The 25,202-nt window shown below is 68.4% G+C and carries 21 protein-coding genes; 7 read left to right on the forward strand and 14 right to left on the reverse strand.

Annotated features, from left to right (window positions below; translation table 11 throughout):
• Positions 1-186 precede the first annotated feature (186 nt).
• The gene (locus SYV04_RS07285; RefSeq protein WP_321544902.1) at positions 187-945 is read left to right on the forward strand and encodes a Mut7-C RNAse domain-containing protein; all 759 of its coding nucleotides are present in this window, start codon (positions 187-189) and stop codon (positions 943-945) included.
• 4 nt (positions 946-949) lie between these two features.
• Here the strand turns inward: SYV04_RS07285 and SYV04_RS07290 are convergent, their stop codons facing one another.
• From SYV04_RS07290 to SYV04_RS07330, 9 genes are all read right to left on the reverse strand, one after another.
• The gene (locus SYV04_RS07290; protein ID WP_321544903.1) at positions 950-1,891 is read right to left on the reverse strand and encodes a hypothetical protein; all 942 of its coding nucleotides are present in this window, start codon (positions 1,889-1,891) and stop codon (positions 950-952) included.
• Positions 1,885-3,480 carry a pilus assembly protein gene (locus SYV04_RS07295; protein ID WP_321544904.1) on the reverse strand — a complete coding sequence of 532 codons (1,596 nt, stop codon included), beginning with the start codon at positions 3,478-3,480 and terminating at the stop codon, positions 1,885-1,887. Before SYV04_RS07295 ends, SYV04_RS07290 begins: the two co-directional genes overlap by 7 nt.
• 8 nt (positions 3,481-3,488) lie before the next feature.
• Positions 3,489-4,289: a TadE/TadG family type IV pilus assembly protein gene (locus tag SYV04_RS07300; protein ID WP_321544905.1), complete on the reverse strand. Its 801-nt coding sequence runs from the start codon at positions 4,287-4,289 to the stop codon at positions 3,489-3,491.
• 119 nt (positions 4,290-4,408) lie between these two features.
• A complete protein-coding gene (gene ileS, locus SYV04_RS07305; RefSeq protein WP_321544906.1) occupies positions 4,409-7,309 on the reverse strand; it encodes an isoleucine--tRNA ligase in 2,901 nt (966 codons plus the stop codon).
• 34 nt (positions 7,310-7,343) lie between these two features.
• The gene (locus tag SYV04_RS07310; protein WP_321544907.1) at positions 7,344-8,030 is read right to left on the reverse strand and encodes a hypothetical protein; all 687 of its coding nucleotides are present in this window, start codon (positions 8,028-8,030) and stop codon (positions 7,344-7,346) included.
• Positions 8,021-8,917, reverse strand: a complete 897-nt coding sequence (locus tag SYV04_RS07315) for a hypothetical protein (protein ID WP_321544908.1) — start codon at positions 8,915-8,917, stop codon at positions 8,021-8,023. Before SYV04_RS07315 ends, SYV04_RS07310 begins: the two co-directional genes overlap by 10 nt.
• 26 nt (positions 8,918-8,943) lie before the next feature.
• Positions 8,944-10,587, reverse strand: a complete 1,644-nt coding sequence (locus SYV04_RS07320) for a pilus assembly protein TadG-related protein (RefSeq protein ID WP_321544909.1) — start codon at positions 10,585-10,587, stop codon at positions 8,944-8,946.
• Between the two features lie 10 nt (positions 10,588-10,597).
• Positions 10,598-11,407: a TadE/TadG family type IV pilus assembly protein gene (locus SYV04_RS07325; RefSeq protein WP_321544910.1), complete on the reverse strand. Its 810-nt coding sequence runs from the start codon at positions 11,405-11,407 to the stop codon at positions 10,598-10,600.
• Between the two features lie 184 nt (positions 11,408-11,591).
• On the reverse strand, positions 11,592-13,025 hold the full coding sequence (locus SYV04_RS07330; protein WP_321544911.1) for a sigma 54-interacting transcriptional regulator: 1,434 nt from the start codon (positions 13,023-13,025) through the stop codon (positions 11,592-11,594).
• 78 nt (positions 13,026-13,103) lie between these two features.
• Here SYV04_RS07330 and SYV04_RS07335 point away from each other — a divergent pair, with 78 nt between their 5' ends.
• Together SYV04_RS07335 and SYV04_RS07340 are read left to right on the forward strand one after the other, a co-directional pair.
• Positions 13,104-14,120 carry an ATP-grasp domain-containing protein gene (locus SYV04_RS07335; protein ID WP_321544912.1) on the forward strand — a complete coding sequence of 339 codons (1,017 nt, stop codon included), beginning with the start codon at positions 13,104-13,106 and terminating at the stop codon, positions 14,118-14,120.
• Positions 14,121-14,252: 132 nt separating this feature from the next.
• Positions 14,253-14,930, forward strand: coding sequence for a DsbA family oxidoreductase (locus SYV04_RS07340; RefSeq protein ID WP_321544913.1), 678 nt, complete (start codon positions 14,253-14,255; stop codon positions 14,928-14,930).
• 46 nt (positions 14,931-14,976) lie between these two features.
• Here the strand turns inward: SYV04_RS07340 and SYV04_RS07345 are convergent, their stop codons facing one another.
• On the reverse strand, positions 14,977-15,906 hold the full coding sequence (locus SYV04_RS07345) for an RING finger protein (RefSeq protein WP_321544914.1): 930 nt from the start codon (positions 15,904-15,906) through the stop codon (positions 14,977-14,979).
• Positions 15,907-16,100: 194 nt separating this feature from the next.
• Between SYV04_RS07345 and SYV04_RS07350 the strand changes: the two genes are divergently transcribed.
• Positions 16,101-17,285 (forward strand): hypothetical protein, encoded by a 1,185-nt coding sequence (locus SYV04_RS07350; protein ID WP_321544915.1) that lies wholly within the window; start codon positions 16,101-16,103, stop codon positions 17,283-17,285.
• 78 nt (positions 17,286-17,363) lie between these two features.
• The gene (locus SYV04_RS07355; RefSeq protein WP_321544916.1) at positions 17,364-18,221 is read left to right on the forward strand and encodes a carboxypeptidase regulatory-like domain-containing protein; all 858 of its coding nucleotides are present in this window, start codon (positions 17,364-17,366) and stop codon (positions 18,219-18,221) included.
• Between the two features lie 54 nt (positions 18,222-18,275).
• Here SYV04_RS07355 and SYV04_RS07360 read toward each other — a convergent pair whose 3' ends face one another.
• Together SYV04_RS07360 and SYV04_RS07365 are read right to left on the reverse strand one after the other, a co-directional pair.
• Positions 18,276-19,385, reverse strand: a complete 1,110-nt coding sequence (locus tag SYV04_RS07360; RefSeq protein ID WP_321544917.1) for a TolB family protein — start codon at positions 19,383-19,385, stop codon at positions 18,276-18,278.
• Between the two features lie 4 nt (positions 19,386-19,389).
• Entirely contained in the window at positions 19,390-20,988 is a 1,599-nt protein-coding gene (locus tag SYV04_RS07365; RefSeq protein WP_321544918.1) for a golvesin C-terminal-like domain-containing protein, read from the reverse strand.
• Positions 20,989-21,216: 228 nt separating this feature from the next.
• Here SYV04_RS07365 and SYV04_RS07370 point away from each other — a divergent pair, with 228 nt between their 5' ends.
• On the forward strand, positions 21,217-21,954 hold the full coding sequence (locus SYV04_RS07370) for a metallophosphoesterase (RefSeq protein WP_321544919.1): 738 nt from the start codon (positions 21,217-21,219) through the stop codon (positions 21,952-21,954).
• A 12-nt stretch (positions 21,955-21,966) separates the two neighbouring features.
• Here the strand turns inward: SYV04_RS07370 and SYV04_RS07375 are convergent, their stop codons facing one another.
• Positions 21,967-22,185, reverse strand: coding sequence for a hypothetical protein (locus tag SYV04_RS07375; protein ID WP_321544920.1), 219 nt, complete (start codon positions 22,183-22,185; stop codon positions 21,967-21,969).
• Between the two features lie 117 nt (positions 22,186-22,302).
• Between SYV04_RS07375 and SYV04_RS07380 the strand changes: the two genes are divergently transcribed.
• Positions 22,303-23,256, forward strand: coding sequence for an ATP-grasp domain-containing protein (locus SYV04_RS07380; protein WP_321544921.1), 954 nt, complete (start codon positions 22,303-22,305; stop codon positions 23,254-23,256).
• Here SYV04_RS07380 and SYV04_RS07385 read toward each other — a convergent pair whose 3' ends face one another.
• Positions 23,257-25,104, reverse strand: coding sequence for a potassium transporter Kup (locus SYV04_RS07385; protein ID WP_422723921.1), 1,848 nt, complete (start codon positions 25,102-25,104; stop codon positions 23,257-23,259).
• Positions 25,105-25,202: the final 98 nt, after the last annotated feature.

Here is a 25,202-nt window from a genome sequence, read left to right on the forward strand (position 1 = left end):
CAATCCCTTGCTGCCGGAGGAGCGGGCTGTCAGTCAGCGCCGGCACACGGACGACCGGGCGATTATACGAAAGTTCAGCTCCCAACGCTTGGACCTTTGAGGGTGGTTTCGGGGTTGCCTGCCTCCTGAGACGGGCCGTGAAGGAGGGTGACGCCTCGCGGGAGGGCATGGGAGTCTCTGGCGGCGATGAGCCCGAAACAGGTGCGGGTGCGCCTCTATGGTGCGTTGAACGACTTCCTCCCGCCCGAGCGACGCGGCGCCGAGTTCGTCCACACGTTCGCCGGCACACCCTCGGTGAAGGACCTGCTCGAGTCGCTGGGCCCGCCGCACCCCGAGGTGGACGTCATCCTCGTGGATGGCGAGGCCGTGGACTTCTCCCACCGGGTCGAGGACGGCACCCGCGTGGCGGCCTACCCGGCCTTCCACACGCTGGACGTGACGCCGGTGACGCGGGTGGGGCTGGAGCTGCCCGCCGAGCCGCGCTTCGCGCTCGACGTGGGGTTGGGGCGACTGTCCGGCTTCCTGCGGATGCTGGGCTTCGACACGCTGTGGCGCAACGACTTCGAGGACGACGTGCTGGCGCGCCTGTCCGGGGACGAGGAGCGGGTGGTGCTGACGCGAGACCTCGGGCTGCTCAAGCGCGCCGAGGTGCGGCACGGCTACTACCCGCGCAACACGGACCCGGCGCACCAGTTGGTGGAGGTGGTGCGCCGCTACCAGCTCACCTCGCGCATGCGCCCGTTCACGCGATGCCTGGCCTGCAACGCCTCGCTGGAGGTGGCGGGACGAGACGAGGTGCTTGACCGGATTCCCGAGGGCGTGGCCGCCACGCACTCGCGCTTCCAGCAGTGCCCCGAGTGCCGCCGCGTCTACTGGCCAGGTACGCACCACCAGCGCATGCAGTCCCTGGTGGACAAGCTGCGAGAGCTGGAGCACGAGGCCTGAACCTTCACCGCGGGCAGGCGCGGCCCAGGAAGCACTTGCCGCGCGCGCCGTAGGACGCGTGGTACTCGCTCGTCGGGCTGTCCTTGCCGGGCGTCGTCACCCAGTTGTTCGGATCCGAGTCGCCGCCGGGCTCCTCCTCCTGGAAGACACGGAAGCTCATATAGAAGGTGGAAGGGTCGAACCCGCCAGGAACCTGCCCCACCGTCTGCTGCGCGAGCGACAGGGAGGCACCCATCCGGGGCAGGTGCCTCATATAGATGCGATGGGTGGACTGGTAGTACTGCGGGTTCTCGCACTTGTTCCCCTTGAGCACCTTGCACTCGTCGACCTCGGTCCCGCTGGCAAGCCCCCAGTCATCCAGCAGGATGCGGAAGCCTCTCGGGCAGGAGCCTCCCTGAGCGCGGCCGACGCCGCACAGGGTCATCTTCAGCGGATTGAGGTGTCGCTCCCGGAAGAACGCGCCCACGCCCGAGTCGAGGAAGCTCTGGGGAAACACCTCCAACACCTCCATGCTGGCCTGAGAGCGGCACCGCATGGCACCCACATCCTCGAAGACCGTGTTGCTGCGCTCGACAGGCGCGAAGCCAAGGCCCGAAGCGCCCGCGTCACACCGCACCTGGAGCGCACTGGCCCGGGTGAAAACGAGCCGCACCTCATCATCGCCAATCCGAGAGGTGCGCCCATCGAAGTCCCGGTAGCGCCGGGTGGCCTCACTGCCAGGAGTGTCCTCGGAGATGAGCTGGCGCACGGGCGTGAAGTCTCCAGGGAGCTCGTGCATCTTCGCGGCCGTGGCGTGCCAGAGGGCGCTGGCGTTGGCCTCCTGCACCTTCAGGGAGAGGAAGCCCACCTCCGCGAAGTGCAGGCCGAAGACGAGAATGGTGATGAAGACGAGCAGCCCCAGCGCCGTCTCGAGCAGGGCTTGCCCTCGTGAGCGTGCGGTCACCATGCCTGGTACCCCTGCTTGGCCAGAGCGTCGGCCACATCCCGGGCCGGCGTACCGGTGGCCCCGAGGGTCGAGAGGATGTCCGGAACGTCGCGCGGCTGATCCACATCGGCGCCCACGAGCGTGGCGCGCCAGAAGGGGTTGAGGAAGTTGGGAGGCTCCTTCCAGCGCTCATCAGCGCCCACGCGGTGGTAGTAGGCGATGCCCGAAGACAGCGCGACGGCCCGGGAGATGTTGGTGCCATCCGTGAGCCGCAGGGCCCGGTTGTCGAACGTGGTGCCCTCTCCCGACGGATTGAAGCGGAAGCGGAAGAAGAGGTTCCACGGGTCCGGCGGGCGCTGCGTGTAGTCGCGCTGGAGGACGGCGTAGTTCTTCGGCTGCCCGAACAGGTCCGTGGTGTTCGCGACCCGCGAGTAGTTGTAGTCCATGTGCGACGGCCAAACGCCTGGGCACTTGGTGCAGTCCCCCAGGGTGTGCATCTGCCGGCGGCGGTTGGGGTCTTCACCCCCGGTCCACTTGTGCTCGTCGGTGTTGTGCTTGGAGTCATCGCTGCGCACGTGGGCATCCGCCTCCTCCGTGGTGGGAGGGAACGTCGGGCACGGAGATCTCGCGCGGCGGAAGACGACGGTCACCTGGCCATGGTCATCTCCGTAGACCGCCCCGCCATCCACGGTGCCGGTATGGCTCTTGCTCCCGGAGAAGTAGCCGCTGCCTTCATCGGTCAGCCGGACGAGCTCGTTCGCGGGCATGGACTGGATGACCTTCCTGCGAATGAGGGCCGCTCCCCCTTCTCGCCCGGTGACGAAGGCATGGCCACGCGCGCCCGTGGAGGCCCAGACGAAGTGACTCTTCTTGTCGGCATCTCGCCGCTGGCAGACCGCGCCCGGACCTTTGCAGTCATTGCCCAGCTCCCGGCCGTTGACGGTGGCAGAGGCCTGGAGCGCCGAGACCTCCGCCCCAATGTCTCCGGCGATGGCGGGCGCAATGGGGGCATATCGCTCGCTCCGCGGGCTGAGATCCATCGCCACCTTGAGGCCCGCGAACGTCTCCAGCTGGTCCTCATGGATGGAGGACAACTGCAGGCTCAAGGCCTCCTCGCCCGCCCGCGCATCCCAGACACGGAAGACCTGCTCCGCCCTGTCATCCGCCCGCATGAGCCGATCCTGGGTGTTGTTGATGTCTTGGATGGCCTGCCTGGAGCACCGACAGAGCCTCGCGCACCGGGAGCTCTTGGGCGCGCAAGGGCAGCTCGCCGCGGCGATGGCTTTGTATCCGTCCTTGGGAGTTTCATAGGCAGTCTTCGCCGCATGGAGGCTGGCGCGGTAGTAGCCGCTCCAGGAGATGAGGCTCTCCACGCCCGTCATGGCCACCATGTGGCTCATCAGCGCGCGGTTCATCAGTGCGATGCTGTTGAAGGCGCGCGCGGTGGCCACCGCCTGCGAGTAGGCGGCAGTGTCCGCCGCCGTCTCCAGCTCCATCTTCTCCTTGGCCTTCACTCCGATGGACAGCGTCACGCACACCATCAGGGTGAGCAGCAGCAGCGTGAGCGCGAAGAGGACGAGCGTCTGGCCTCGGTGCGTGCGGTCTTGCATGGCGAGCCTCACAGGCGCTGCGGCATGTCGCCGCAGTTCTGTTGCTGGAAGTGCTGGGCCTGGGCGGGCGTCATCATCCGCATGCCGTAGGTGGCCTGGATGGGGAAGACGTACTGGCGCGAGTCGAAGCGGCTCACGAACTCGTCGCGGATCTTCCGATCCAGTCCCGGAACCGCCCTACCCGCCGTCCAGCCCGCATGCTTCTGAGCCAGCATCAGCGGGTTCGCGGCGGTGTAGTCGCGCAGGCCGTAGTGCGCCAGGAACATGCGGCTCATCACCCAGTCCGCGAAGGGCACCTTCAGCGGGAACCAGTAGATGAGGCGCACCTCCAACCGGATGCCGCCCTCCTCCCGCCCGGGAGCATCGAAGCGCTCGTCCTCTGGACCCGGCACGCTCTCGGCCAGGGGCTGCTCGCGCGCCAGCCAGAAGATGGGACCGTCATGCTGGCCATCCACGCCGGGCTTGTAGCGAGGCTCGGGCTTCTCCGTGTCGCCGATCCGCTGACGCCAGGCCAGCGCCAGCTTCTCCGCAGCGGTGCCCCCTCGCGTCCCATTGCCCAGGTAGGGCACGACGCTGGGCAGCAACCCCGCCAGGGTCGCGTGCATCATCCGCTTGCAGTCGCCGTGGTGGCGACTGCCGGCCCGCACTGCTTCGAAGGCGGCGTACTCGGCCATGATGCGGCCCTGCAGCATCAAGAAGAGCTGCAGCGTGCCGAGGATGAGAAAGACGGTGAGAGGTAGCGTCAGCGCGGCCTCCACGGCCGCCTGCCCGGACTCCCCCCGTTGGTGTCCGTTCGTCCGAGAAATCATTTCCACACAGTGTGGAAATGATTTCCCACCGGGGTAACCCCCCGCTGATCAGCGACTGTCGTGAAGCGCGCGGCTCACCGTGCGCGCGTGCAGGCTTCTCGACGTCTCCGCCGAGACTGTCAGGCCCCGAGCGCCTCGTGGCACTTGGGACACACCCCGTGGTCCGAGCTCACTGTCTCCGAGTAGACCCAGCAGCGCGGGCACTTCTCACCCCGGGCGCGCAGCACCTCCGCCGTCACCGTCACGCCCTCGCCGAACGCCTGGGCCAGGGAGAGCGGCTGGGCCTTGGGCCCCGGCTGATCCGCCAGCTCCACCTGGCTCACGATGAACATCATCGGCAGCTCCTCCCGATGCGCCTGGAGGAACTCCCGCGCCGCGCCGCTCGCTGTCAGCACCACCCGCGCCTCCAACGAGGCGCCGATGAGCTTCTCGCGCCGAGCCACCTCCAGCACGCCCTGCACGGCGCTCCGGAGCGCGAAGAGCTTGCCGTATCGCTCCGCCAGCGCGGGCTCCAACGAAGCCCCGGCGCTCGGAAAGTCCGACAGGAAGACGCTCTCGGCCGCCTTGCCAGGAAGCTGCTGCCAGGCCTCCTCCGCCGTGAAGCTCATCACCGGCGCCAGCAGGCGCAGCAGCGCGGAGGCCACCTCGTGCAGCACGGTCTGGGCGCTGCGCCGCGCCTTGCTGCCCGCCTTCGCCGTGTAGAGCCGGTCCTTCAGGATGTCGAAGTACACCGCCGACAAATCCGCCGCGCAGAAGTCCACCACCGTGGCGTAGACAAGGTGGAACTCATAGTCCTCGTACGCCCGGCGCACCCGCTCCACCACCTCCGCCAGCCGCCCGCGTGCCCACAGGTCCAAAGGCAGCAGCTCGGAGTCCGGCACCGCGTCCCTCGCCGGCTCGAAGTCGTAGAGGTTGCCCAGCGCATAGCGCAGCGTGTTGCGGATCTTCGCGTAGCCCTGGCTCAGCCCCTGGAGGATCTGATCCGACAGCCGCACGTCGTTGCGGTAGTCGCTGGCGGCCACCCACAGCCGCAGCACCTCGGCGCCGTACTGCTGGATGATCTTCTCCGGGGCGATGACGTTGCCCTTGCTCTTGGACATCTTCTCGCCCTGCCCGTCCACCACGAAGCCGTGGGTGAGACAGGCCCGGTAGGGCGATTTGTCCCGCGTGCCCACCGACACCAGCATGGACGAGTGGAACCAGCCCCGGTGCTGGTCGCTGCCCTCCAGGAACAGGTCGGCGGGGATGCGCTGCCGCTTCTCCAGCACCGCCGAGAACATGCACGCCGAGTCGAACCACACGTCCAGGATGTCCGTCTCGCGCCGGAACTGGCCGCCGCCGCACTTGATGCAGCGCCCGCCCGCGCCCAGGAACTCCTCCACGGGCGTGCGATACCAGGCACCCACGCCCTCCTTCTCCACCGCCGCCGCCACGCGCTCCATCACCTCCGGGGAGACGACGGCTTCCTGGCACTGCTCGCAGTAGGCGATGGGGATGGGCACGCCCCAGGTGCGCTGCCGGCTGATGCACCAGTCCGGACGCCCCTCCAACATTCCGCGGATGCGGCTGTGTCCCCACCCGGGCACCCAGCGCACCGTGTCCACCTCGGCGAGCACCTGCTCGCGGAAGGTCTTCTCGCCCTGCAGCGGCTTGTCCAGCGGGATGAACCACTGGTACGTCGCCGAGAGGATGATGGGGTTTCGGCAGCGCCAGCAGTGCGGATAGCTGTGCTTCACCGTGTCCGTCTTCGCGTTGAGCAGCGCACCTCGCTCCGCCAGCAGGTCGATGATGACCGGGTTGGCCTCGAACACCCGCAGGCCGCGCAGCCCCTCGCCTACCGTGTCGTCGTAGCGCCCGTCTCCGCGCACCGAGTTGTAGATGTCCAGCCCGTACTTCAGGCCGACCTCATAGTCCTCCTGACCGTGACCCGGCGCCGTGTGGACCAGCCCCGTGCCCGCCTCCAGCGTCACGTGCTCGCCCAGCACCACCTTGCCCGTGCGCTCCAGGAAGGGGTGGCGGTAGCTCAGGTGCTCCAGGTCCTCGCCGCTGGCGTAGGCGAGGATCCTCCGGATGTCATCGAACCCCACCGTCTCCACGTCGCCGCCCGGCAGCTTCGCGTTCTTGAGCACCAGCTCGTCCGCCTTCACCTCCGCCAGCACCTGGGCCAAGAGCTGCTTGGCCACGCAGATGACGCGCCCGCCCAGGTCATAGAAGACGTACTCGAAGTCCCGGTGGGCCGCGATGGCCAGGTTGGCGGGCAACGTCCACGGCGTCGTGGTCCAGATGACGAAGAAGACCTCGCGCCCGCGCAGCGCCGGGAACCGCTCGGAGAGCTCCGGCCCCGCCGGGAAGGCCACGTACACCGAGGGGCTCTGGTGCTCCTCGTACTCCACCTCCGCCTCGGCCAGCGCCGTCTGGTCGTGGACGCACCAGTACACTGGCTTCTTGCGCCGGTAGAGCATGCCCCGCCGTGCGAACGCCGCCAGCTCGCGCAGCTCCTGCGCCTCGTACGCGGAGTCCAGCGTCCGGTACGGCGCCTCCCAGGTCCCGAAGACGCCCAGCCGCTGGAACTCGGCCCGCTGGATGTCGACGAACTCCAACGCGTAGGCGCGGCAGCGCTCCAGGAACGCGTCGCGCGACAGGGTGCGCTTGTCGACCTTCTGCTCCTTGAGCCGCTTCTCCACCGCCTGCTCGATGGGCAGGCCGTGCGTGTCCCAGCCGGGGATGAAGTCGCACCGGCGCCCCGAGAGGTTCCGCGACTTCACCACGATGTCCTTGAGCACCTTGTTGAGCGCGTGCCCGGCGTGCAGGTGGCCATTGGCGTACGGAGGCCCGTCGGCCAACACGAACGGCTCGGCGCTCGCGTTCTTCTCCAGGAGCTTCTTCCAGATGCCACGCTCGGCCCACCACTCGAGCATCCGCGGCTCGAGCCGCGCGAGGTTCCCCTTGATGGGGAACTCCGTGCGCGGCAGGTTCAGCGTGTCCTTGTAGTCCTTGGGAGGCGAGCCTGCGTCACTCATGGGCGGGGGGCCGTAGCACGCCCCTCCAGGCCCATCAATGCGCGTCCGGCGGACGTGTTCCCTCGGCGCTGATACGGCGCATGACCGTCACCGAGAGGTACGCTCCCTTGGCGGGGTGTACCGTCACCAGCAGCTCCTCGTTGCCCTTGCGGTAGATGTTGGGCTCCGCCTCGGTGTAGCCCTGCTGGATGAGCTGCTTGCGGTAGAAGCCCTCCACGTCGGGCGACGTGGTGGAGGCCGGCACCCGGAACGAGAGCGTGCGCGCCACCTCCAGGTCACTGTGCATCACATTCTTCGCCCCCGGGAAGACGGGCGCGATGGGCGAGGAGGGCGGCTGCGCCAGCGCGAGGTTGGCCTCGCCCAACACCACCGTGGTGCTGCCATCCGGGTTGGGCTGGATGATGAAGGTGTAGGAGATGAGCCGTTCGGTATCCAGCGCCGTGAGCTGCGGCTCCTTGAGCCACTGGGTCCGCTTGGGGGGGATGTAGAAGCCCCACGCCTCGAAGCGATCCACCATGTGCTGGAGGATGACTTCCGGCCGCTCGGCGCTCTTCACCGAACGCAGCTTCACGGGGACGCCCCCGGCTTTCATGATGCCGGGCACGTCCACCGTCTCGATGACCTTGGGCACGTCCCAGGTGAAAGGCAGCCGCTGAGCGGCGGCCTCACCGGCCCCCAGCAGCACCACCAGCCCCACCAGGATGGCCCGCGTCAATTGCACCTCAACCCCAGCCAGCAGTTCTCACGGGCGCTGTAAGAGCTGTCGTACTCCGTGGTCGGGCTGTCGGTGCCAGGCGTCGTCACCCAGTTGCCAGGGTCCGAGTCGCCACCGTTCTCCCTGTCCTCGAAGACGCGGAAGGAGTGGTAGAAGGTCGCCGGATCGAAGCCGCCCGGCACGGACATGACGGACTGCTGGGCCAGCGCCCGCGCCGAGCCATTCGTCGCCACGTGCTGGTCGTACACGAGGTTGGTGGAGCGGTAGTACGGCGAGTTGTTGCACCCCGAGCCATCGAGCACGTTGCACTCCCGGAGCTCGTCCCGGGTGGCCAGCGCCCAGTCATCCAGCAGGATGCCGATCTGCCCCTGGCAGCCGCCACTGCCTCCGCGGTTGACGCCGCAGATCGTCAGGTCCGTGGCCTCGTAGTGCCGCTCCTTGAAGAAGCCACCGTTGCCCTCCATGAAGCCGCGGGGGAACACGGGCAGCACCTGGAAGACGGCCTCCGAGCGGCAGACCATGCCGCCGGTGTCACTGTAGACGCTGTCGGTCGTGCCCACCGGCGCGAAGCTGGGCCCGCCCGCCTCGCAGGTGACCTGGAGCCCCTGCCCCCGGGTGAACAGCTGGGAGGAGCCACTGCCACCCGACTTCGAGGTGCGCCCATCGAAGTCCGCGTAGAGCCCGTTGGCCGCCTGGCCCGGCCTGTTGCCGGAGATGAGGTTGTTCACGTGCGAGAAGTTGCCCGGCAGCTCGTGCATCCGCGCCGCCGTGGCGTGCCACATCGCGCTGGCGTTGGCCTCCGTCACCTTGAGCGACAGGTAGCCGATCTCGGCGAAGTGGATGCCGAACATGAGAACGGTGATGAAGACCAGCAGGCCCAGGGCGAGTTCCACCGCAGCCTGACCTCTGGAGCGCTTGGCTACCATGCCCTGTACCCCGCGTTGTTGAGCGCCTCGACGACGCGCTGCGCTTCTTGGAGATTGGCGGCGCCCAGCGTCTGGGTGATGTCGGAGACATCGCCCGGCTGCAGGTCGACGTCCGCGCCCACCAGCGTGGCGCGCCAGAATGGATTGAGGAAGTTGGGAGGCTCCTGGTACGAGCCCTGCTGCACGCGGTGGTAGTAGGCGATGCCCGCCGACAACGCGGTCGCGTGGGAGATGTCCGTGCCACCCTGGGACACCAGCTTCAGGCCGGTGTTGTCGAACACCGTGCCCGAACCACTCTGCTTGAAGTGGAAGGTGAAGAGCAGGTTCCACGGGTCGGCCTGCTTGGCGGGCCGCTGGCTCAGGTCCCGCTCCATGACGGAGTAGGTCTTCGGCTGCCCGAAGTTGTTGGCGTTGTCGGTGACCTGCTGCCAGTTGTAATCCATGTGCGGAGGCCACATGCCCGGGCAGTTGTTGCAGTCGCCCATGGTGTGCTGCCGCTCGCGGCCGCCATCGCCGCCCGACTGGCCGCTCCACCGGTGCTCATCGTCGCCCGCCGAGCCGCTGGTGTCGTTGCTGCGCACGTGCGCCCTCGGCGAGCCCGAGCCGGGGATGCCCGGCGGGCACGGGGCCTGGTTGCGCAGGAACGTGGTCGTCAGGTTGCCGTGGTCATCACCCCAGGCGTGCTTGTTGCCCGTGGGGCCCTCGCTCGAGTGCGAGGGGCCGTCGTTGTCGGCGAAGTAGCCGCTGCCGTCGTTGGAGATGGTGACGAGATCCGGCGGGGTAATGATGGTGATGAGCCGCGTGCGAATGGCGTTGGCCCCACCCGAGCGGCCGGTGACGAAGGCGTGGCCGCGCGTGCCCATGGCCGCCCAGATGAAGTGGTTCTTGTGGCCAGCGTCGCGGCGCCGGCAGGCGGCGCCCTCCTTCTGCTGGCACTGGCCGGCGTCCTGCTCGACCTTGTTCACATCGTCCGAGGCGGGCAGCGCCTTGACCTCCTGGGCGCCCCACTTGTTGCCCTTGTTGAGCTCCTGGGCAATGGACGCGCCGATGTTGAGCGAGCCAGTGAGGTTCTCGTCCAGCAGGCGGTCGAACAGCTCGTTCTGGCGGTCGCTGACGCTGGAGATCTGCAGCGCGCGCGCCTCCAGGCCCGCCTGTCCGTCCAGGCTCTGGAAGACCTGGTCGACGCGGTCATCCTCCTGCTTGAGCTTGTCCTGCGTGTCCGTGATGTCCTGGACGGCCTGGGTGGCGCACCGGCACATGGGCGGATTGCAGGTGGGACCGGGGCAGGCGCAGGCCGCGGCCATGATGAGCTCGTACTGCGTCTTGGGAGTGTCGTAGGAGTCGCGCGCCTCGTTCAGCACGGCCCGGTAGTAGCCGGCCCAGGAGATGAGGCTCTGCACGCCCGCCATCGCCACCATGTTGCTCATCAGGGCGCGGTTGAGCAGCGAGATGCTGTTGTAGGTGCGGGCGGTGGCCACCGCCTGCGAATAGGCGGCGGCATCAGCGGCCGTCTCCAGCTCCATCTTCTCCTTGGCCTTGGTGCCAATGGAGAGCGTCATGCACACCATGAGGGTGAGCAGGAGCAGGGTCAGCGCGAAGATGACGAGCGTCTGGCCTCTGGGGCGAAGGGGGTTCATCGTTGCCATCTCACAGGCCCTCGGGGGTTTCGCCGCAGTTCTGCCGCTGGAAGAAACGGGACTTGGCCGGCGTCATCATCCGCATGCCGTAGGTGGCCTGGATGGGGAAGACGTACTTCTGCGCGCTGGCCATGCTCTGGTACTTGCTGCGGATCTGCGAATCGAGCGTCGGCGCCGAGTTGCCAGCCGTCCAGCCCGCGTTCCGCTGCGCCGGCATCAGTGGGTTGACGGCGTTGTAGTCCTGCAGGCCGAAGTGGGCCATGAACATGCGCGTCATCACCCAGTCCGCGAAGGGAATCCGCAGCGGGAACCAGTAGATCAGCCGCACCTCCAGGCGCATGCCACCGCCGCCATCGACGGGGGCGTCGAAGTTGCGGTCCTCGGGGTCCGGCACGTTGGTGGGCTGCTCGCGCGCCAGCCAGAAGATGCTCTCGCCGGCCAGGCTCGAGCCGCCCAGGGTGCTCTGGGTGCTGTCCATGGCGACGAAGCGGGGGTTGCCGCCGTTGATGCGCTCGCGCCACGCGGACGCCAGCTTCTCGGCGGGGCTGCCACCCGAGGTGCCGCTACCCAGATACGTCACCACGTTGGGCAGCAGCGCCGCGAGGCCCGCATGCATCATCTTCTCGCAGTCGCCGTGGTGGCGGCTGCCGGCGCGCACCGCCTCGAAGGCGGCGTACTCGGCCATGATGCGACCCTGCAGCATCATGAAGAGCTGTATCGTTCCAAGGACGAGGAACACGGTGAGCGGCAGCGTCAGCGCCGCCTCTACCGCCGCCTGTCCGGACTGCCCACGGGACGATCTCTGATTCCTGGAAGCCATTCGCCGCCTAGGTTGGCACCGAGGTAGGTCCTTCCGGCATCCGTCAGGTGGACGTACACCGGCGGTGTTACACCTCCCTGCGTCATAGCTCAGGTGCCATGGTGCTGAAAATCTACCGGGCAGGCGGCCGGGCGCATGACTTTTCCCCCGCTCGACAGGGGGTGTCCCAGGACCCAGCGGCGGATCAGCGGGGTTTCATACCCTTGGCATCGAGCTGGTACTTCTTCACCAGCCGCTCGATGGACTTGCGGTGCAGGCCGCTCTCGCGGGCGGCGCGGGAGAGGTTGCCCTCGCAGCGGGCCAGCACGCTGGTGATGTACTCGCGCTCGAAGTTCTCCAGCAGCTGCTCCTTGGCGTCCTTGAAGGAGAGGTGCTCGTTGAAGGGCAGCGGCCCCTCGCGGGCCTGACCGCGCACGCGGGGCGGCAGGTGCGTGGGGAGGATCTCCTCCCCTTCCGAGAAGGTGAGCACGTGCGAGAGCACGTTCATCAGCTCGCGCACGTTGCCGGGCCACGTATAGGCCATGAGCATGCTCAGCGCCTCGGGGGAGAAGCGCTTGCGGCCGTGGCGCTCCACCACCTCGGGCTCGGCCAGGGCGCCCTTGAGGATGTGGGGGATGTCATCGCGGCGCTGGCGCAGCGGCGGCAGGTGGATGTGGATGACCGAGAGGCGGAAGTACAGGTCCTCGCGGAAGGCGCCCGCGGCGATCTCCTTCACCAGGTCGCGGTTGGTGGCGGCGATGACGCGGCAGTCCACTTCGATGACGTCGTTGCCGCCGACGCGCCGCACCTCGCGGTTCTCCAGCACGCGCAGGAGCTTGGGCTGCAGGTCCAGCCGCAGCTCGCCCAGCTCGTCCAGGAAGATGGTGCCGCCTTGCGCGCGCTCGAAGGCGCCGGGGCGGGCGCTCACCGCGCCGGTGAAGGCACCCTTCTCGTGGCCGAACAGCTCGCTCTCGATGAGGTTGGGCGGAATGGCGCCGCAGTCGAGCACCACCAGCGGCCCCTTCTTGCGGCCCGACAGCTCGTGGACCGCGCGCGCCACCAGCTCCTTGCCCGTGCCCGTCTCGCCCTGAATGATGACGGACACGTCCATGGGGGCGATGCGTTTGATGAGCCCGAAGATCTGCCGCATCTTCACGCTCTGCCCCACCATGCCGCACAGCTCGCCTTCGCGGTCGGGTTCGATCGTCACCTCCTCGTCGATGGGCGAGAAGGTGACGGTGCTGGAGCCCGCGCGAATCTGCGAGCCGGGCGAGAGGTAGGCCCGCTCAATCCGGCGTCCATCCAGGAAGGTGCCGTTGGTGGAGTTGAGGTCCACCAGCAGGTAGCCGCGCTCGGTGTACTGAATCTCGAAGTGGTGGCGGCTGGCGGTGCGGTCCTCCACGAGGACCAGGTCGTTCTGCGGGTGGGCGCCCACGCGCAGCCGCTCCTTGTCCGTCACGAGCTGGCGCCCCTCGTCCGGGCCGGACGAGACGTGCAGACGGCACTTGTGCAGCTTGACGGTGGTGCGGTGGTCCATCACCAGCGTGTGGCTGGGGGCTTGCGGCACGCTGCCCAGGTCGACGCCGACGTCTCCTGGGTTGGTGCCAATGTCGTCCGGGTGCGGTCCGTGGGGGCTCATCCGCCCCGGAGGATAGCAAACGGAGCCGTCAAGGCTGCTCGGCTGCTGCCCTGCTCGTGCTAGGCTTCGCCGCCCTCCATGCCCCCCCGCAAGGCGAAGACGAAGAAGGCGCGAGCTCCGGCTCGCCCCGAGACGCCCGAGAGCGCTGTCGCGCCCGAGCCCCGCCCTGCCCGCCGCCGCGCGAAGAAGACCGTGGTCATCCTCTCGCGCAAGCGCGCGCTGTACTCCACGCGCAGGCTGGTGGAGGCCATCAAGCAGCATGGGCACCGGCCGCTGGTGCTCGACACGCTGCGCTGCAGCATGATCCTCGCCAAGAGCCAGCCGCGGATGATGTATCGCGGGGTGGAGATCCGCGGCGTGGACGTGGTGATTCCGCGGATCGGCGCCTCCATCACCGCCTACGGGCTGGCGGTGGTGACGCACTTCGACATGATGGGCATACCGGTGGTGAACGGGGCGCAGTCCATCGCCCGGAGCCGGGACAAGCTGCGGTGCCTGCAGCACCTCACGCGCGCGGGGCTGGACATGCCGCGCACGGTGATGGCGCATGACCGCAGCAACGTGCGCAAGCTGGTCGAGGAGGTAGGAGGGCTGCCCCTCATCATCAAGCTCATCCGGGGCACGCAAGGCGTGGGAGTGATGATCGCCCACACGCTGCCGGAGGTGCAGACCATCGTCGACACCTTCTGGGACCTGGGCCAGGAGATCGTGCTCCAGGAGTTCGTCGCCGAGAGCAAGGGCCGAGACGTGCGCGCCCTGGTGGTGGGGGAGCGGGTGGTGGGGGCGATGCGGCGACAAGCACAGAAGGAAGGCGAGTTCCGCTCGAACATCCACCGGGGCGGAGAGGGACAGCCCATCCGGCTGCCTCCTTCCTATGTAGAAGCGGCAGTGACAGCGGCCCGCACCATCGGTCTGGGTATCGCGGGGGTGGACATGCTGGAGGGCAACGCCGGCCCGCGCCTGATGGAGATCAACTCCAGCCCGGGTTTCGAGGGGCTGGAGAAGGCCACGGGGCAGGACATCGCCGGTTTCATGGTGGAGTACGCGCTGGCCTTCTCGGAGGGCAAGCAGGTCAGCACGGTGAGCGGCAGGTAAGCAGCGGTGTGGTGAGGGGTTACCGGGCGTACGAGCCCTCCACTTGGTGGATCCTGCGGGAATGAGCGTAGCGATCCCTTTGTCAGGGGGATTGGCAGTTGGGATCCGCCCCTCTAATCTGGGCGCCTCCGAATGAGAGCCCTGCTGCCAAAGCCGCTGCAGATCACCGTCTACCAGGATGTGCTGTGCGCCTGGTGTTACCTCGCCGACCTGCGCCTGGACACCCTCCGGCACGAGTTTGGCGACGCCGTTCGCTGGCGCGTGCGCCCCTATCCGCTGCGTATCCAGGACACGCTGCCCACGGAGCGCGAGCTACGTGGGCTGTCCGAGGAAGTGCAACGGGCCAAGGGCGAGCCAGAGACCCTGGCGCGACAGCTGTCCACGGACTTGTGGTTGGCGGGAGATCCGCCCCGCTCGAGTCTGCCAGGACTGGCGGCGCTGGAAGCGGCGCGACTCCAAGGCCCCCAGGCGCGAGTGTTCCTCGCGCGGGCCATGCAACGCGCGGCGCTGGAGCAAGGCGTGAACGTGTCGCGCACCGACGTGGTGTTCGAGCTGGCCAGCCGCGTGGGGTTGTCGATGAACGACTTCTCCGCGGCGTACCACTCGGAAGAGACACGGCGGCTCATCCTCGATGAGCACCGGCTGGCCGCGAGCCGGGGCGTGCGCGGCGTGCCCACGCTGGTCATCGGCGGCCGGTGGATGGTGTGCGGCCTGCGCGATGTGTCCGAGTACCGCGAGCACATCCTCACCTGCCTGGGCAAGCTGGCCGCGCCCCGCTCGGGTGGCTCGTCCGAGCGGTTGGTACACTGAAGCCAGCGAGGGGGGCGCGCCTTCGCGCCCCGCCTCCGCGCTCACCTCAACGCTCGACGTTCTCCCCGGTGCTGAGCGCCAGGTAGAGGCCCGCCGTCAGCAGGTAGGCCATCCCCGACGCGGGGATGGCGCCGACGCAGCAGGCGAGGACGCCGGCCAGAACGACCAGGCCCTGCACGAACATGACGCCGAAGATGGAGGGGCGCTCGCCTTGCGCGTAGGCGTAGCAGCGGCGCAGCAGCTCCATGGGCGATGGCGCGTCATCCCGCATGGCCATCTCTGGCTGGAGAAACACGAGCGGCAGCAAGAAGTAGATCAGCGGAATGAGGACCAGCACACCGGCGCCAATGGCGATGAAGGGCGCCGCCTCCGAGCCGACGAAGTAGATGATCCCGGCGACAATGCCCGCGATGGCTCCGATGGGGACGATGGAGATGAGGACCACGAGCAACGTGGTCAGCAGATAGGTCCACACCTTGTGGAACTGGCTGAACAGCCGCTCGATGTTCGCGCGTTGCCCCTGCAGTACTTCTATCAGCATCCGCATGAGGCCCAGCCCCAGCAGGCCCTGCACCACGGTCTGGACGATGGCCGCCGCGATGGAGAGGACGACGGTGAGCACCTGACTTTCCAGCAGGGTGCCGACGGCCGGGAGGAGCTGCGCCATCATCTGGACGACGAAGCTGATGCCTCCAAAGATGAGGACCGCCGCGGAGATCATCAGCCAGTCGCGCTTGAAGACCTCGAAGCAGTAGTTCCACAGCGCGCTGAAGTTCCAGTTCTCCCGCGTCAGCGGGAAGGCCGACCCGGCCCCCATGCGCTGCTGGCAGGTGGGGCAGACGGACTGGGCGCCCTCCTGGGTACACTGCGCGCACATGAAGTTGCCACACCGGGTGCAAGTCCCCGCGGCCGGCTGATCCGGGTGCAGGGCGCAGTGCGCGCCGTAGCCGGTACCCCCAAAGTCCGTCTGCGCCATCGTCCCTCTCCTGGCTAAAGCCCCTATATCCCAGGGTTTGGAGCCCCCTCCAAGCAAGAGACCGCCCGTGTAGGCGCCCGCGGTACACCCAGACCTGGGGACAGGCCCCCGGGGACTTGAATTTCCCCCCGATCTGCTCGTCTGCTCGGGTGTCATCAGCGGGCCGGAAGTTCCTGGCCTGGGAGAACCCTCAAATGCCTCGCCTACTCGCACTGCTCGCGCCGTTGGCCCTGGTCGCAGGTACCGGCTGCGTCGTCACGCCGTACCACGGCCACACCCGGACCACCTCCTATCGCACGGTCGAGGTCGTCCAGTACCACTATGCCGGTGCCCACCCCATTACCGGCGGGGGCGGTTGGTGCGTTGATGACTACGCCCACGTCCACGACTACGCGCCGGAGCATCAGCACTACGTCCACACGAACAACGTGTACACGTACCGGGGCCCGCGGACAGTGTGGTACCTGGACTACCACCCGAACGAGTCGGGCGGGTACTGCAACCACAACGGCCGGCACTACCACGACTACTACCCGCGCCAGGGCAACGGCTGGACGTACGCGTGGGACCGCAGCCGCGAGGTCTACGTCTACAACACGCCCCGCGGTACGCATGGCGCCTCGCCCGCTCCGGGCTACTCCTCCTCGCGCCCGAACTACCCCGCGCCCAGCCAGCCGGCGCCTCCGCCGAACAACGGCGGTGGTTGGAACCGGCCTCCTCCGAGCGGCGTCGGCCACGGCTCTCCGTCGCGCCCGCCGGGTGGTGGCTGGGGCAACCCCTCGCCCCCGAGCGGTGGCGGCAGCTACCCGACGCCTCCTCCCCCGAGCGGCGGCGGCAACAACGGTGGCGGCTACAACGGCGGTAACGGCGGCGGCAACAACGGCGGTGGCTGGGGCAGCCCTCCTCCTGGCAACGGCAACGGCGGCGGCAACAACGGTGGCGGCAACAACGGCGGTGGCTACGGCGGCGGTAACGGCGGTGGCAACAACGGCGGTGGTAACGGCGGCGGCAATGGCGGCGGCAACGGTGGTGGTAACAACGGCGGCGGCTACGGCGGTGGTAACGGCGGCGGCAACAACGGCGGCGGCAACGGTGGTGGCAACAACGGCGGCGGCAACGGCGGTGGCTGGGGCAACCCGGGTGGTGGCAACGGCAACGGGAACGGCAACGGCAACGGCGGCAATGGGAATGGCAACGGGAACGGCAACGGCAACCACGGCGGTGGCTGGGGCAACCCGGGTAACGGTGGCGGCGGCGGCAACAACCCCGGCAACAGCAACGGCAACAGCAACGGCAACGGCGGCCGGGGTGGTAGCTGGGGCGGCGGGAGCCGGGGCAAGTCGTCCTCCTCCTCGTCGGGTTCCAACAGCCGCTGGTAGTTGACCGTCCGCAACGGGACGGTCGCTGGCGGGGTGGATTGCCACCCCGCTGGCGCGTGAGAATCTTGGCGGGCAGTCATGAAGCAACCGTGCCTGCTCGCTTGCTGTGCCCTCCTCGGACTGAGCCTGACCGCCTGTGGCGGCGACTCCATGCCGGACCCGGGTACGCGCACCGAAGACGCCCAGACCGTCGATCTGGAGAGCCTCTTCATCACCGTGCGCGGTCGGGTGGACCTGCTCCCTGAAGCCGCGCGACTCCTGGCGGATCAGGGCCAGCCCCCGCCAACGCTCGGCGGTCTTCCCCTCTCCATCGAAGAGCCGTTGCGTGTGGGGGTGAACGATCCGGCCGCCACGTTTGGCACCGGCACGCTCGCCGAGGACGGTGGGTTCTCCGTCCGCGACGTTCCGGTGAAGGACATCCACCTGAGCCTCGCGGCCCGCTTCGCGCACGAGGGCTTCGTGCCGAGCTCCACCATCGTCTTCGACACGGCCTTCAGCGGCTCACGGCCGCGCACCGACATCATCGACGCTCGCGCTTGGGCGCTGCCCTGGGCCTTCCATGACGCGCTCTCGGGCGCGGTGGGCGAGGAAGCCCTGAGGCTCCAGACCGAGGGCCGGGCGCGTACGCTCCTCGAGGCCGGCTTCCTGCTGGGCCGCGTGGTGGACGCCTCGGGCCAGCCCATCGCCGGCGTCCGCGTACGGATGGATCAGGGAGCGCTGTCCGACCGGCTCTACTACCCCTCCGAGGACCTGTCCCGCGTGGGGCAAGAGGGAACCAGCGCCAACGGGCTGTTCCTCTATGTCCACTCGGGCGGGGACGCGGAGACGTTCCGCCTGAGCGTTCATGGCACGGAGGCGTACCTGTGGCGCAACGCGGGTGCCACGCCGGGGCTCGGCCTGGTGCTCACCCTCTACCCGGGGACCTACGCTCCCTGAGCGGTCCCTTCCGGGGGTATGACCGTGCGCACGAGCGCCCCGTGAGCCCCGCGCTCAGCGGGACGCGAACCACCGGGGCAGCCAGTCCGGGCCCTTCGCCGTGGTGAGGCGCGTCTGCCCGCTGCCATCGGCGCGCATCAGCCACAGGTCCACGTCGTTCTGTCGCTCGGCCACGAACACCAGGTACTTGCCGTCCGGACTCCACGCCGGCGAGTCGTCCCGGCTCTTGCCGTCCGTGAGCGCCACCGGCTCGCCGCCTTCCACGCTGGCCACCCAGATGCGGCTCTTGCTGGCCGGCAGGCGCTCCACGAAGGCCACCTTCTGGCTGTCGGGGCTCCACACCAGCTCGCGCTCCTCGCCCTGGACGGTCTTGCCGGACAGCACGCGCAGCTGCGTCCCATCCGGCCGCACCACGTAGTAACGGTCCCGGCCCTCGCGGTTGCTGATGAACGAGAGCCACTTGCCGTCCGGGCTCCAGCGCGGCTCGCGGTCCTCCTGGAAGAAGGCGGTGATGCGGCGCTCGTTCGTGCCGTCCGCGCGCATCACGTAAATCTCCGGGTCGCCCTCCTTGCTGCACACGAAGGCGATCTCCGTCCCGTCCGGAGAGACGGACGGCTCGAAGCACCCCTGGGGCGCCGTCGTCAGCCGCTGCTCCTGCGCGTCCGGCTTCGCCTCGATGCGCACCAGGTCGCTGAAGTTCTGCGCGTCCGACTCGGCCACCAGCCAGCGCCCATCCGGCGACCAGCTCGGGTTGCGCGCGCGCGCCCGAGGCGCGTTGAGCGGCACCGGCGCCGCCGAGCCATCCAGCGGCTGCAGGCGCATCTGCTCCAGGTGCAGCCCGTCCACGGTACGCGAGGCGATGACCAGCAGCGTCTTGCCGTCCGGAGACGGTGCCACCGGGAAGTCATCCTCCTCGGGGCTCTTGGTGAGCTGCGTCTCCTCACCCGTCGGCTTCACCAGCCAGACGTCCTTCTGCGTCGCCCGCTCCGAAATGAAGGAGATGACGCCGGGGATGGCCCGCCGCTCCTCCTCGGTGAGCGGACCGACGCCGGTCGCCCCGCGGCCACACGAGCCCGCGCGACAACCGGCGCCAAGCAGGGCGAGCGCGGCAACCCACCGCGCCCACCCACGCCAGGGACGAGAGGTATCGAAGCCCTGGCTCATCACGCTAGCGAACGCGGATGGCGTCGGCGATGACGTAGGAGCCCGCGCCCGTCCAGCGGCTCAGCTGCACCTTGTTCCAGCCGGCCGGGAAGCTCCAGGCGCCCAGCGTGTTCCAGGTGCCGCCGCCCGTCTGCTGGTTCACGTTCACCGTGGCCAGCTTCGTGCCCGCCGCGTTCCAGATGATGAACGGAGCCGTCGTGGAGCGGTCCGTGGCCGAGGTCCACCACGCGTCGATGGTCTTGGTCGCCGGGGCCGACAGGTAGAAGTAGAAGGTCGCCGGATCCGACACCGCCTCGGTGGGCGCCGCGTAGTAGCCCGAGCCGTAGTAGCCACCCACGTTCGTGGACGAGGTCCAGTTCGCGGAGACCTCGACGTAGCCCGCCGCCGTGTTGTTGTTGGCGTTGTTGCTGTCGATCACCAGGCCCGTGGTGGTCGTGCCGCAGAAGGAGTTGATCTTGCTGATGTAGGTCGACCACGGCCAGTTGGGACCCGGGTCCGTGCGGGTGGCCGGCTGCAGCCGCCCGTGCGCCACGATGTGGTAGCTGTCGCGCAGGATGCCCCGGTCACGCGAGATGTCGCACGAGAGCCGGGCCGAGGCGTCGATCTGCCCCGTGGGGAAGGACGTCTGGCTGGCGAAGCCAGCGTGCTCGATGCCCACCGAGAAGTTGTTCACCGACACGCCGTTGAGCCCGCAGTCCTTGCTGCCGTTGAGGCTGCAGTCATACGAGGCGCCGATGTGCCAGCCACGGTTGGCCTCGCCCACCAGCTGCGAGATCTCGCTACCGGTCTCGTTCACCACGTAGTGGGCGCTCACGCCCGAGGCGGAGTTGGCCAGCCAGCTCCAGCAGCTCGAGTAGCTGCCTTCGCAGGTGTGGATGATGATCATCGAGATGTCGGTGCCCGTGGGGCGCGCGTTGTAGTTGGGCGAGGGGCGCCAGATGGACGCCGCGTAGTCGGGGCCCGAGGCCATGGCGCGCGCGGCGGGCAGCTCGAACTTCGCCTCCACCTGCGCGGGCATGATGGACGCCAGCACCTGGCCATCCAGACCCTCGGCCACCACGCCATTGCGCAGCGTGGCGTACACTTCCTTGTGGATGTACTCGGCCTGCGCCTCGGCGAGGGTGATGCCGCTGAAGCCGGCCACCGCGGGGGCCCAGGCGCCCACGTCCGCGCGGTCCAGCTTCAGCTCGTCCGCGTGCGCCGACAGCAGCGCCGCGCCAGCGCGGATGTTGGCCCGCGCGTCGCTCTTGGCCTGCGCCACCGACACCCCGGCGAGCGCAGCACCCCGCTCCAGCCGCTCACCGCGCAGCGCCATCACGCCGAAGGCGGCCGGCATGCCGTCGAACTCCTCCTCACCGCTCACCATCTGCCAACGCGTCTCCGTGAAGGAGATGGCCTTGAGCAGGTCGGCCGGCACGTTGAAGTCGCGCGCGGCCTCGTCGAACAGCGGATCCAGCTGGCCTTCGGTGCCACGGCCAGCGGCGTCCTTGGCCGCATCGGCGATGGCGGAGGGGTTCTGCGACTCCGGGCTCTGCTGGGGATCGCATGCAGCCAGGGAAAGGGCCGCGGCAGCGGTCGCGAGCGCGTTGCGCAACGTGTACATGGAGACTCCTTGGGGGGGGATAAACTCGGCGGGACCTCTTTAGCACCAGTCGTGCCAAACATGCTTCCCTCGGAAACCCCGCCTATCTATGGCCCAAGTGGAGCATCCATGCTCCACCTACCTGTCCTGTTTTCATACAATCACCGTGTAAACAGGTTTTAACCCCTTCGTCTCCCTGCGGCTTTTCCCACGTTTCTCTTGGTGGAGGGCTTGGGTATGAGGGGTGGCATGCGCCTCTTCGCCATCGGCGACACCCACCTGCCCTCCACCCGGAACAAGGACATGCACCGCTTTGGTTGGGCGGAGCACCCGCTGCCGCTGCAGCGCGCGTGGGACGAGAAGGTGCGCCCCGAGGACGTGGTCATCGTCGCGGGAGACATCTCCTGGGCCACGCGGGCCACGGAGGTGCTGGACGACTTGAAGTGGCTGGATGAGCGGCCGGGGCGCAAGGTGCTGGTGCGCGGCAACCATGACTACTGGTGGGGCGACTCGGCCTCGAAGCTGCGCAAGCTGCTCGAGCCCTTCAAGACGCTGGAGAACTTCCTGCACAACAGCGCGGTGGTGATGGGGCCGTGGCTCATCGCCGGCACGCGGCTGTGGACGGCGCCCGAGGCTCCCCCCATGCCCGGAGGAGAGATGGGGGATGAGCCGGCGGACCTGGCCTACGTGGAGCGCGAGACGCGCCGGCTGTCGGTCTCCATCGAGGATGCGCTGAAGAAGGAGAAGGCGAGCCCCACGCCGCTGACGCGGGTGGTGGCGGTGCATTTCCCTCCGCTGTACGCCAACCAGAAGCCCACCGCCTTCAGCGCTCCCATCGAGGCCTTCCACCCCAAGGTCTGTGTCTATGGGCACCTGCACGCCGAGGGCATCGCCGCGGGCTTCACCGGCGAGCGCGCGGGCGTGCGCTACGTGCTGGCCTCCTGTGACGCGGCGAAGTTCTCACCCGTGCTGCTCGACGAGGTGTGAGCCGGGTCGGCTTCACCCCTGGCTGTTGCCCTCCTCGCCCAACGCCATCGTGGTGACGATGCCTGGGGTGGAACCGCCCCCCCCCTCCTCCCCCACGGCCAGCGTCGTCACCGGCCGGGGCTTGCCCTTGCCTGCCTGCTCCCCGGGAATCGACGGCGCCGCGGGCTTGCCGCCGATCCAATCGGGCAGCTCGTAGTCAATAAAGGACGCGCCCTTGTGGTGTCGGGTCATGTTGCCTCCTGGAAGCGCGGTGGGTGAGAGGGCTTGTCGCCTACCCACCCTTACGTGTGAAGGTGGGTCTTGCTTGCACGGGGGGGAAGTCTCCGCCTCGGGGGGGAGTGAAGCACGATGCGAATCGGTATCTTCGGCGATGGCGCGGACCCACAGTGCGCCGCGGTGGCCCGTGAGGCGAAGGCGCTCGGCGTGGACACCCTGTACGTGGACAGTGGCTCGCTGGAGAAGGGCCGGCCGCTCTCCATGCTCGACGGGCGCACCTTCTACCTGGGTGAATCCGTGGACGATGTGCGGGGCTTCTACCTGCGCTCCATTCCCGCGCCCTACGTCTCGGCGATGAAGAAGGATGAGTCGCTGGTGCTCTACGAGGACTGGTTCACCACCTTCACCCAGACCCGTGAGCGGGCGGCGTACTTCGTCGCGTGGCTGCTGCAGCTGGCGCACCGGGGCGCCACGCTGGTCAACGGCCCGCACGCGGCGAGCGTGATGCAGTACAAGCCCTACCAGCTCCACGCGCTGCGCAGCCTGGGGGCGAAGGTGCCGCGCACGCTCATCTCGAATGATCCGGAGGCCATCCGCGCCTTCCATGCCGAGGTGAAGGACGTCATCTACAAGCCCATCCTGGGCGGCGCCATCACACGGGTGCTGGATGCCGAGGCGCTGGAGCGGCTGGACGCGGTGACGGCCTCGCCCGTCATCTTCCAGGAGCGCGCGCCGGGGGACGACCTCCGGGTGATGTTGGTGGGAGACGAGATCGTCTCCTGCGTGGCCATCGTGACGCCGGAGCAGCACCTGGACTTCAGGGATGACCCTGTCTACAGCAGCGGAGAGGCCGTATACCGCGAGGTGGTGCTGCCCGAGCCGGTGCAGCGCTTCTGCCGCTCGGCGGCGAAGGCGTGCGGGCTGACGTTCGCGGGCATCGACATCAAGCAGCGGGGCAACGACTTCGTGTTCCTGGAGCTCAACAGCTCGCCCATCTACATGGACGTGGAGCTGAAGCTGGGCCACCCCATCAGCCGGGCCATCGCGCGCCGCGTGGTGGAGGGCGCGCGCGCCGCCATGCGCTAGCTACAACTCCACCTGCGTGCCCAGCTCCACCACGCGGTTGGGCGGAATCCGGAAGAACGCCGTGGCGCTGCGTGCGTTGCGGCTCATCCACGAGAACAGCGCCTCGCGCCACATCGCCATCCCCGGCTTCTTCGACGGAATCAGCGTCTCCCGTCCCAGGAAGAACGAGGTGCTCATCAACTGGAACTGCAACCCCTTCTCCCGCCCTCGCTTGAGGATGTCCGGGATGCTCGGGTTCTCCATGAAGCCGTAGCGCGCAATCACTCGCACGAAGCCCCGCTCCAGCGGCTGGACCTCCACCCGCTCCTCCGGCAGCACGTGCGGCACGTCCTCCGAGAGAATCGTCAGCAGCACCACCTGCTCGTGCAGCACCTTGTTGTGCTTCAGGTTGTGCAACAGCGCCGGCGGCGAGCCCTCCGGGTTGCCCGTCATGAACACCGCCGTGCCCGGCACCCGCAACGGCGCGTGCTCCCCGTCGAAGCTCGACATCAGGTCCTTCAGGTCCATGCTCGCCTCGCGCAGCTTGGCCCCGAGAATCTCCCGGCCCCGCTTCCACGTCGTCATCAGCGTGAAGAGCACCACCGCCAACGCCAGCGGGAACCAGCCCCCTTCCGGAATCTTCACCGCGTTGGCGCTGAAGAACGCCAGCTCCACCCCCAGGAACAGCCCCGCCACCGGCAGCGCCACCGCCCGGCTCACCTCCCACCGCTCCCGCGCGACGATGTAGGCCATGCACGTCGTCATCAGCATCGCCGTCGCCACCGCGATGCCGTACGCCCCCGCCAGCGCGCTCGAGGAGCGGAACCCCAACACCAGCGCCACCACCCCCACCAGGAGGATGAGGTTGAGCCCCGGCAGGTAGATCTGCCCCTTCTCCTCCGCCGAGGTATGCACCACCTCCATGCGCGGGCAGTAGCCCAGCTGCATCGCCTGCCGCGTATTCGAGAACGCCCCCGAGATGACCGCCTGCGAGGCGATGGCCGCCGCCCCCGTGCCCAGAATCACCATCGGGTAGATCGCCCAGTCAGGCGCCAGCAGGTAGAACGGGTTGCGCGCCGCCGAAGGGTCCCTCAACAGCAGCACCCCCTGCCCCAAGTAGTTGAGCATCAGCGACGGCAGCACCAGCCCGAACCAAGCCCACCGGATGGGCCCTCGGCCGAAGTGCCCCATGTCCGTGTAGAGCGCCTCTCCGCCCGTCACCACCAGGAACACCGCCCCCAGCACCAGGAAGCCGTGCGTCCCGTTGCGCATGAAGAACGAGGCGCCATGCACCGGTGACAGCGACACCAGCACCCCGGGGTTGTGTACCAGCTCCTTCACCCCCAGCACCGCCAGCGCGATGAACCACACGCACATGAAGGGCCCGAACACGTTGCCGATGCCGCCCGTGCCGTGCCGCTGCACCAGGAACAACCCCAGCAGGATGACCAACGCGATGGGCAGGAGGTAGGGCTCGAAGATGGGCGTGGCCACGCTCAGGCCCTCCACCGCGCTCAGCACCGAGATGGCCGGGGTGATGATGCCGTCTCCGTACAACAGCGCCGCGCCGAAGATGCCCATGAGCAACAGCTTGGCCCGCGCCGCGTTCGGCGGCGCGCTGCCCCGGTGCCGCTGCGACACCAGCGCCATCAACGCCAGGATTCCGCCCTCGCCCCGGTTGTCCGCCCGCAGCACGAAGGCCAGGTACTTCACCGACACGGTGACGATGAGCGACCAGAAGATGAGCGAGAGCACCCCCAGCACATTCTCCGGCGACGGCGTGATTCCGTGCGGCCCGCTGAAGCACTCGCGCAGCGCGTACAGCGGGCTGGTGCCGATGTCGCCGTAGACGACGCCGATCGCCCCCATGGCCAACAGCGCCGTGCGCTTCAGGGGCTCCGGCGCCTCGGCCTGAGGCCCCGGTGCTTCCGTGGTCTGGTTCACGGCCCCGCTTTAGCTGAACCCCG

The sequence above is a fragment of the Hyalangium ruber genome, assembly GCF_034259325.1.
Taxonomy (GTDB): Bacteria; Myxococcota; Myxococcia; order Myxococcales; family Myxococcaceae; genus Hyalangium_A; species Hyalangium_A rubrum.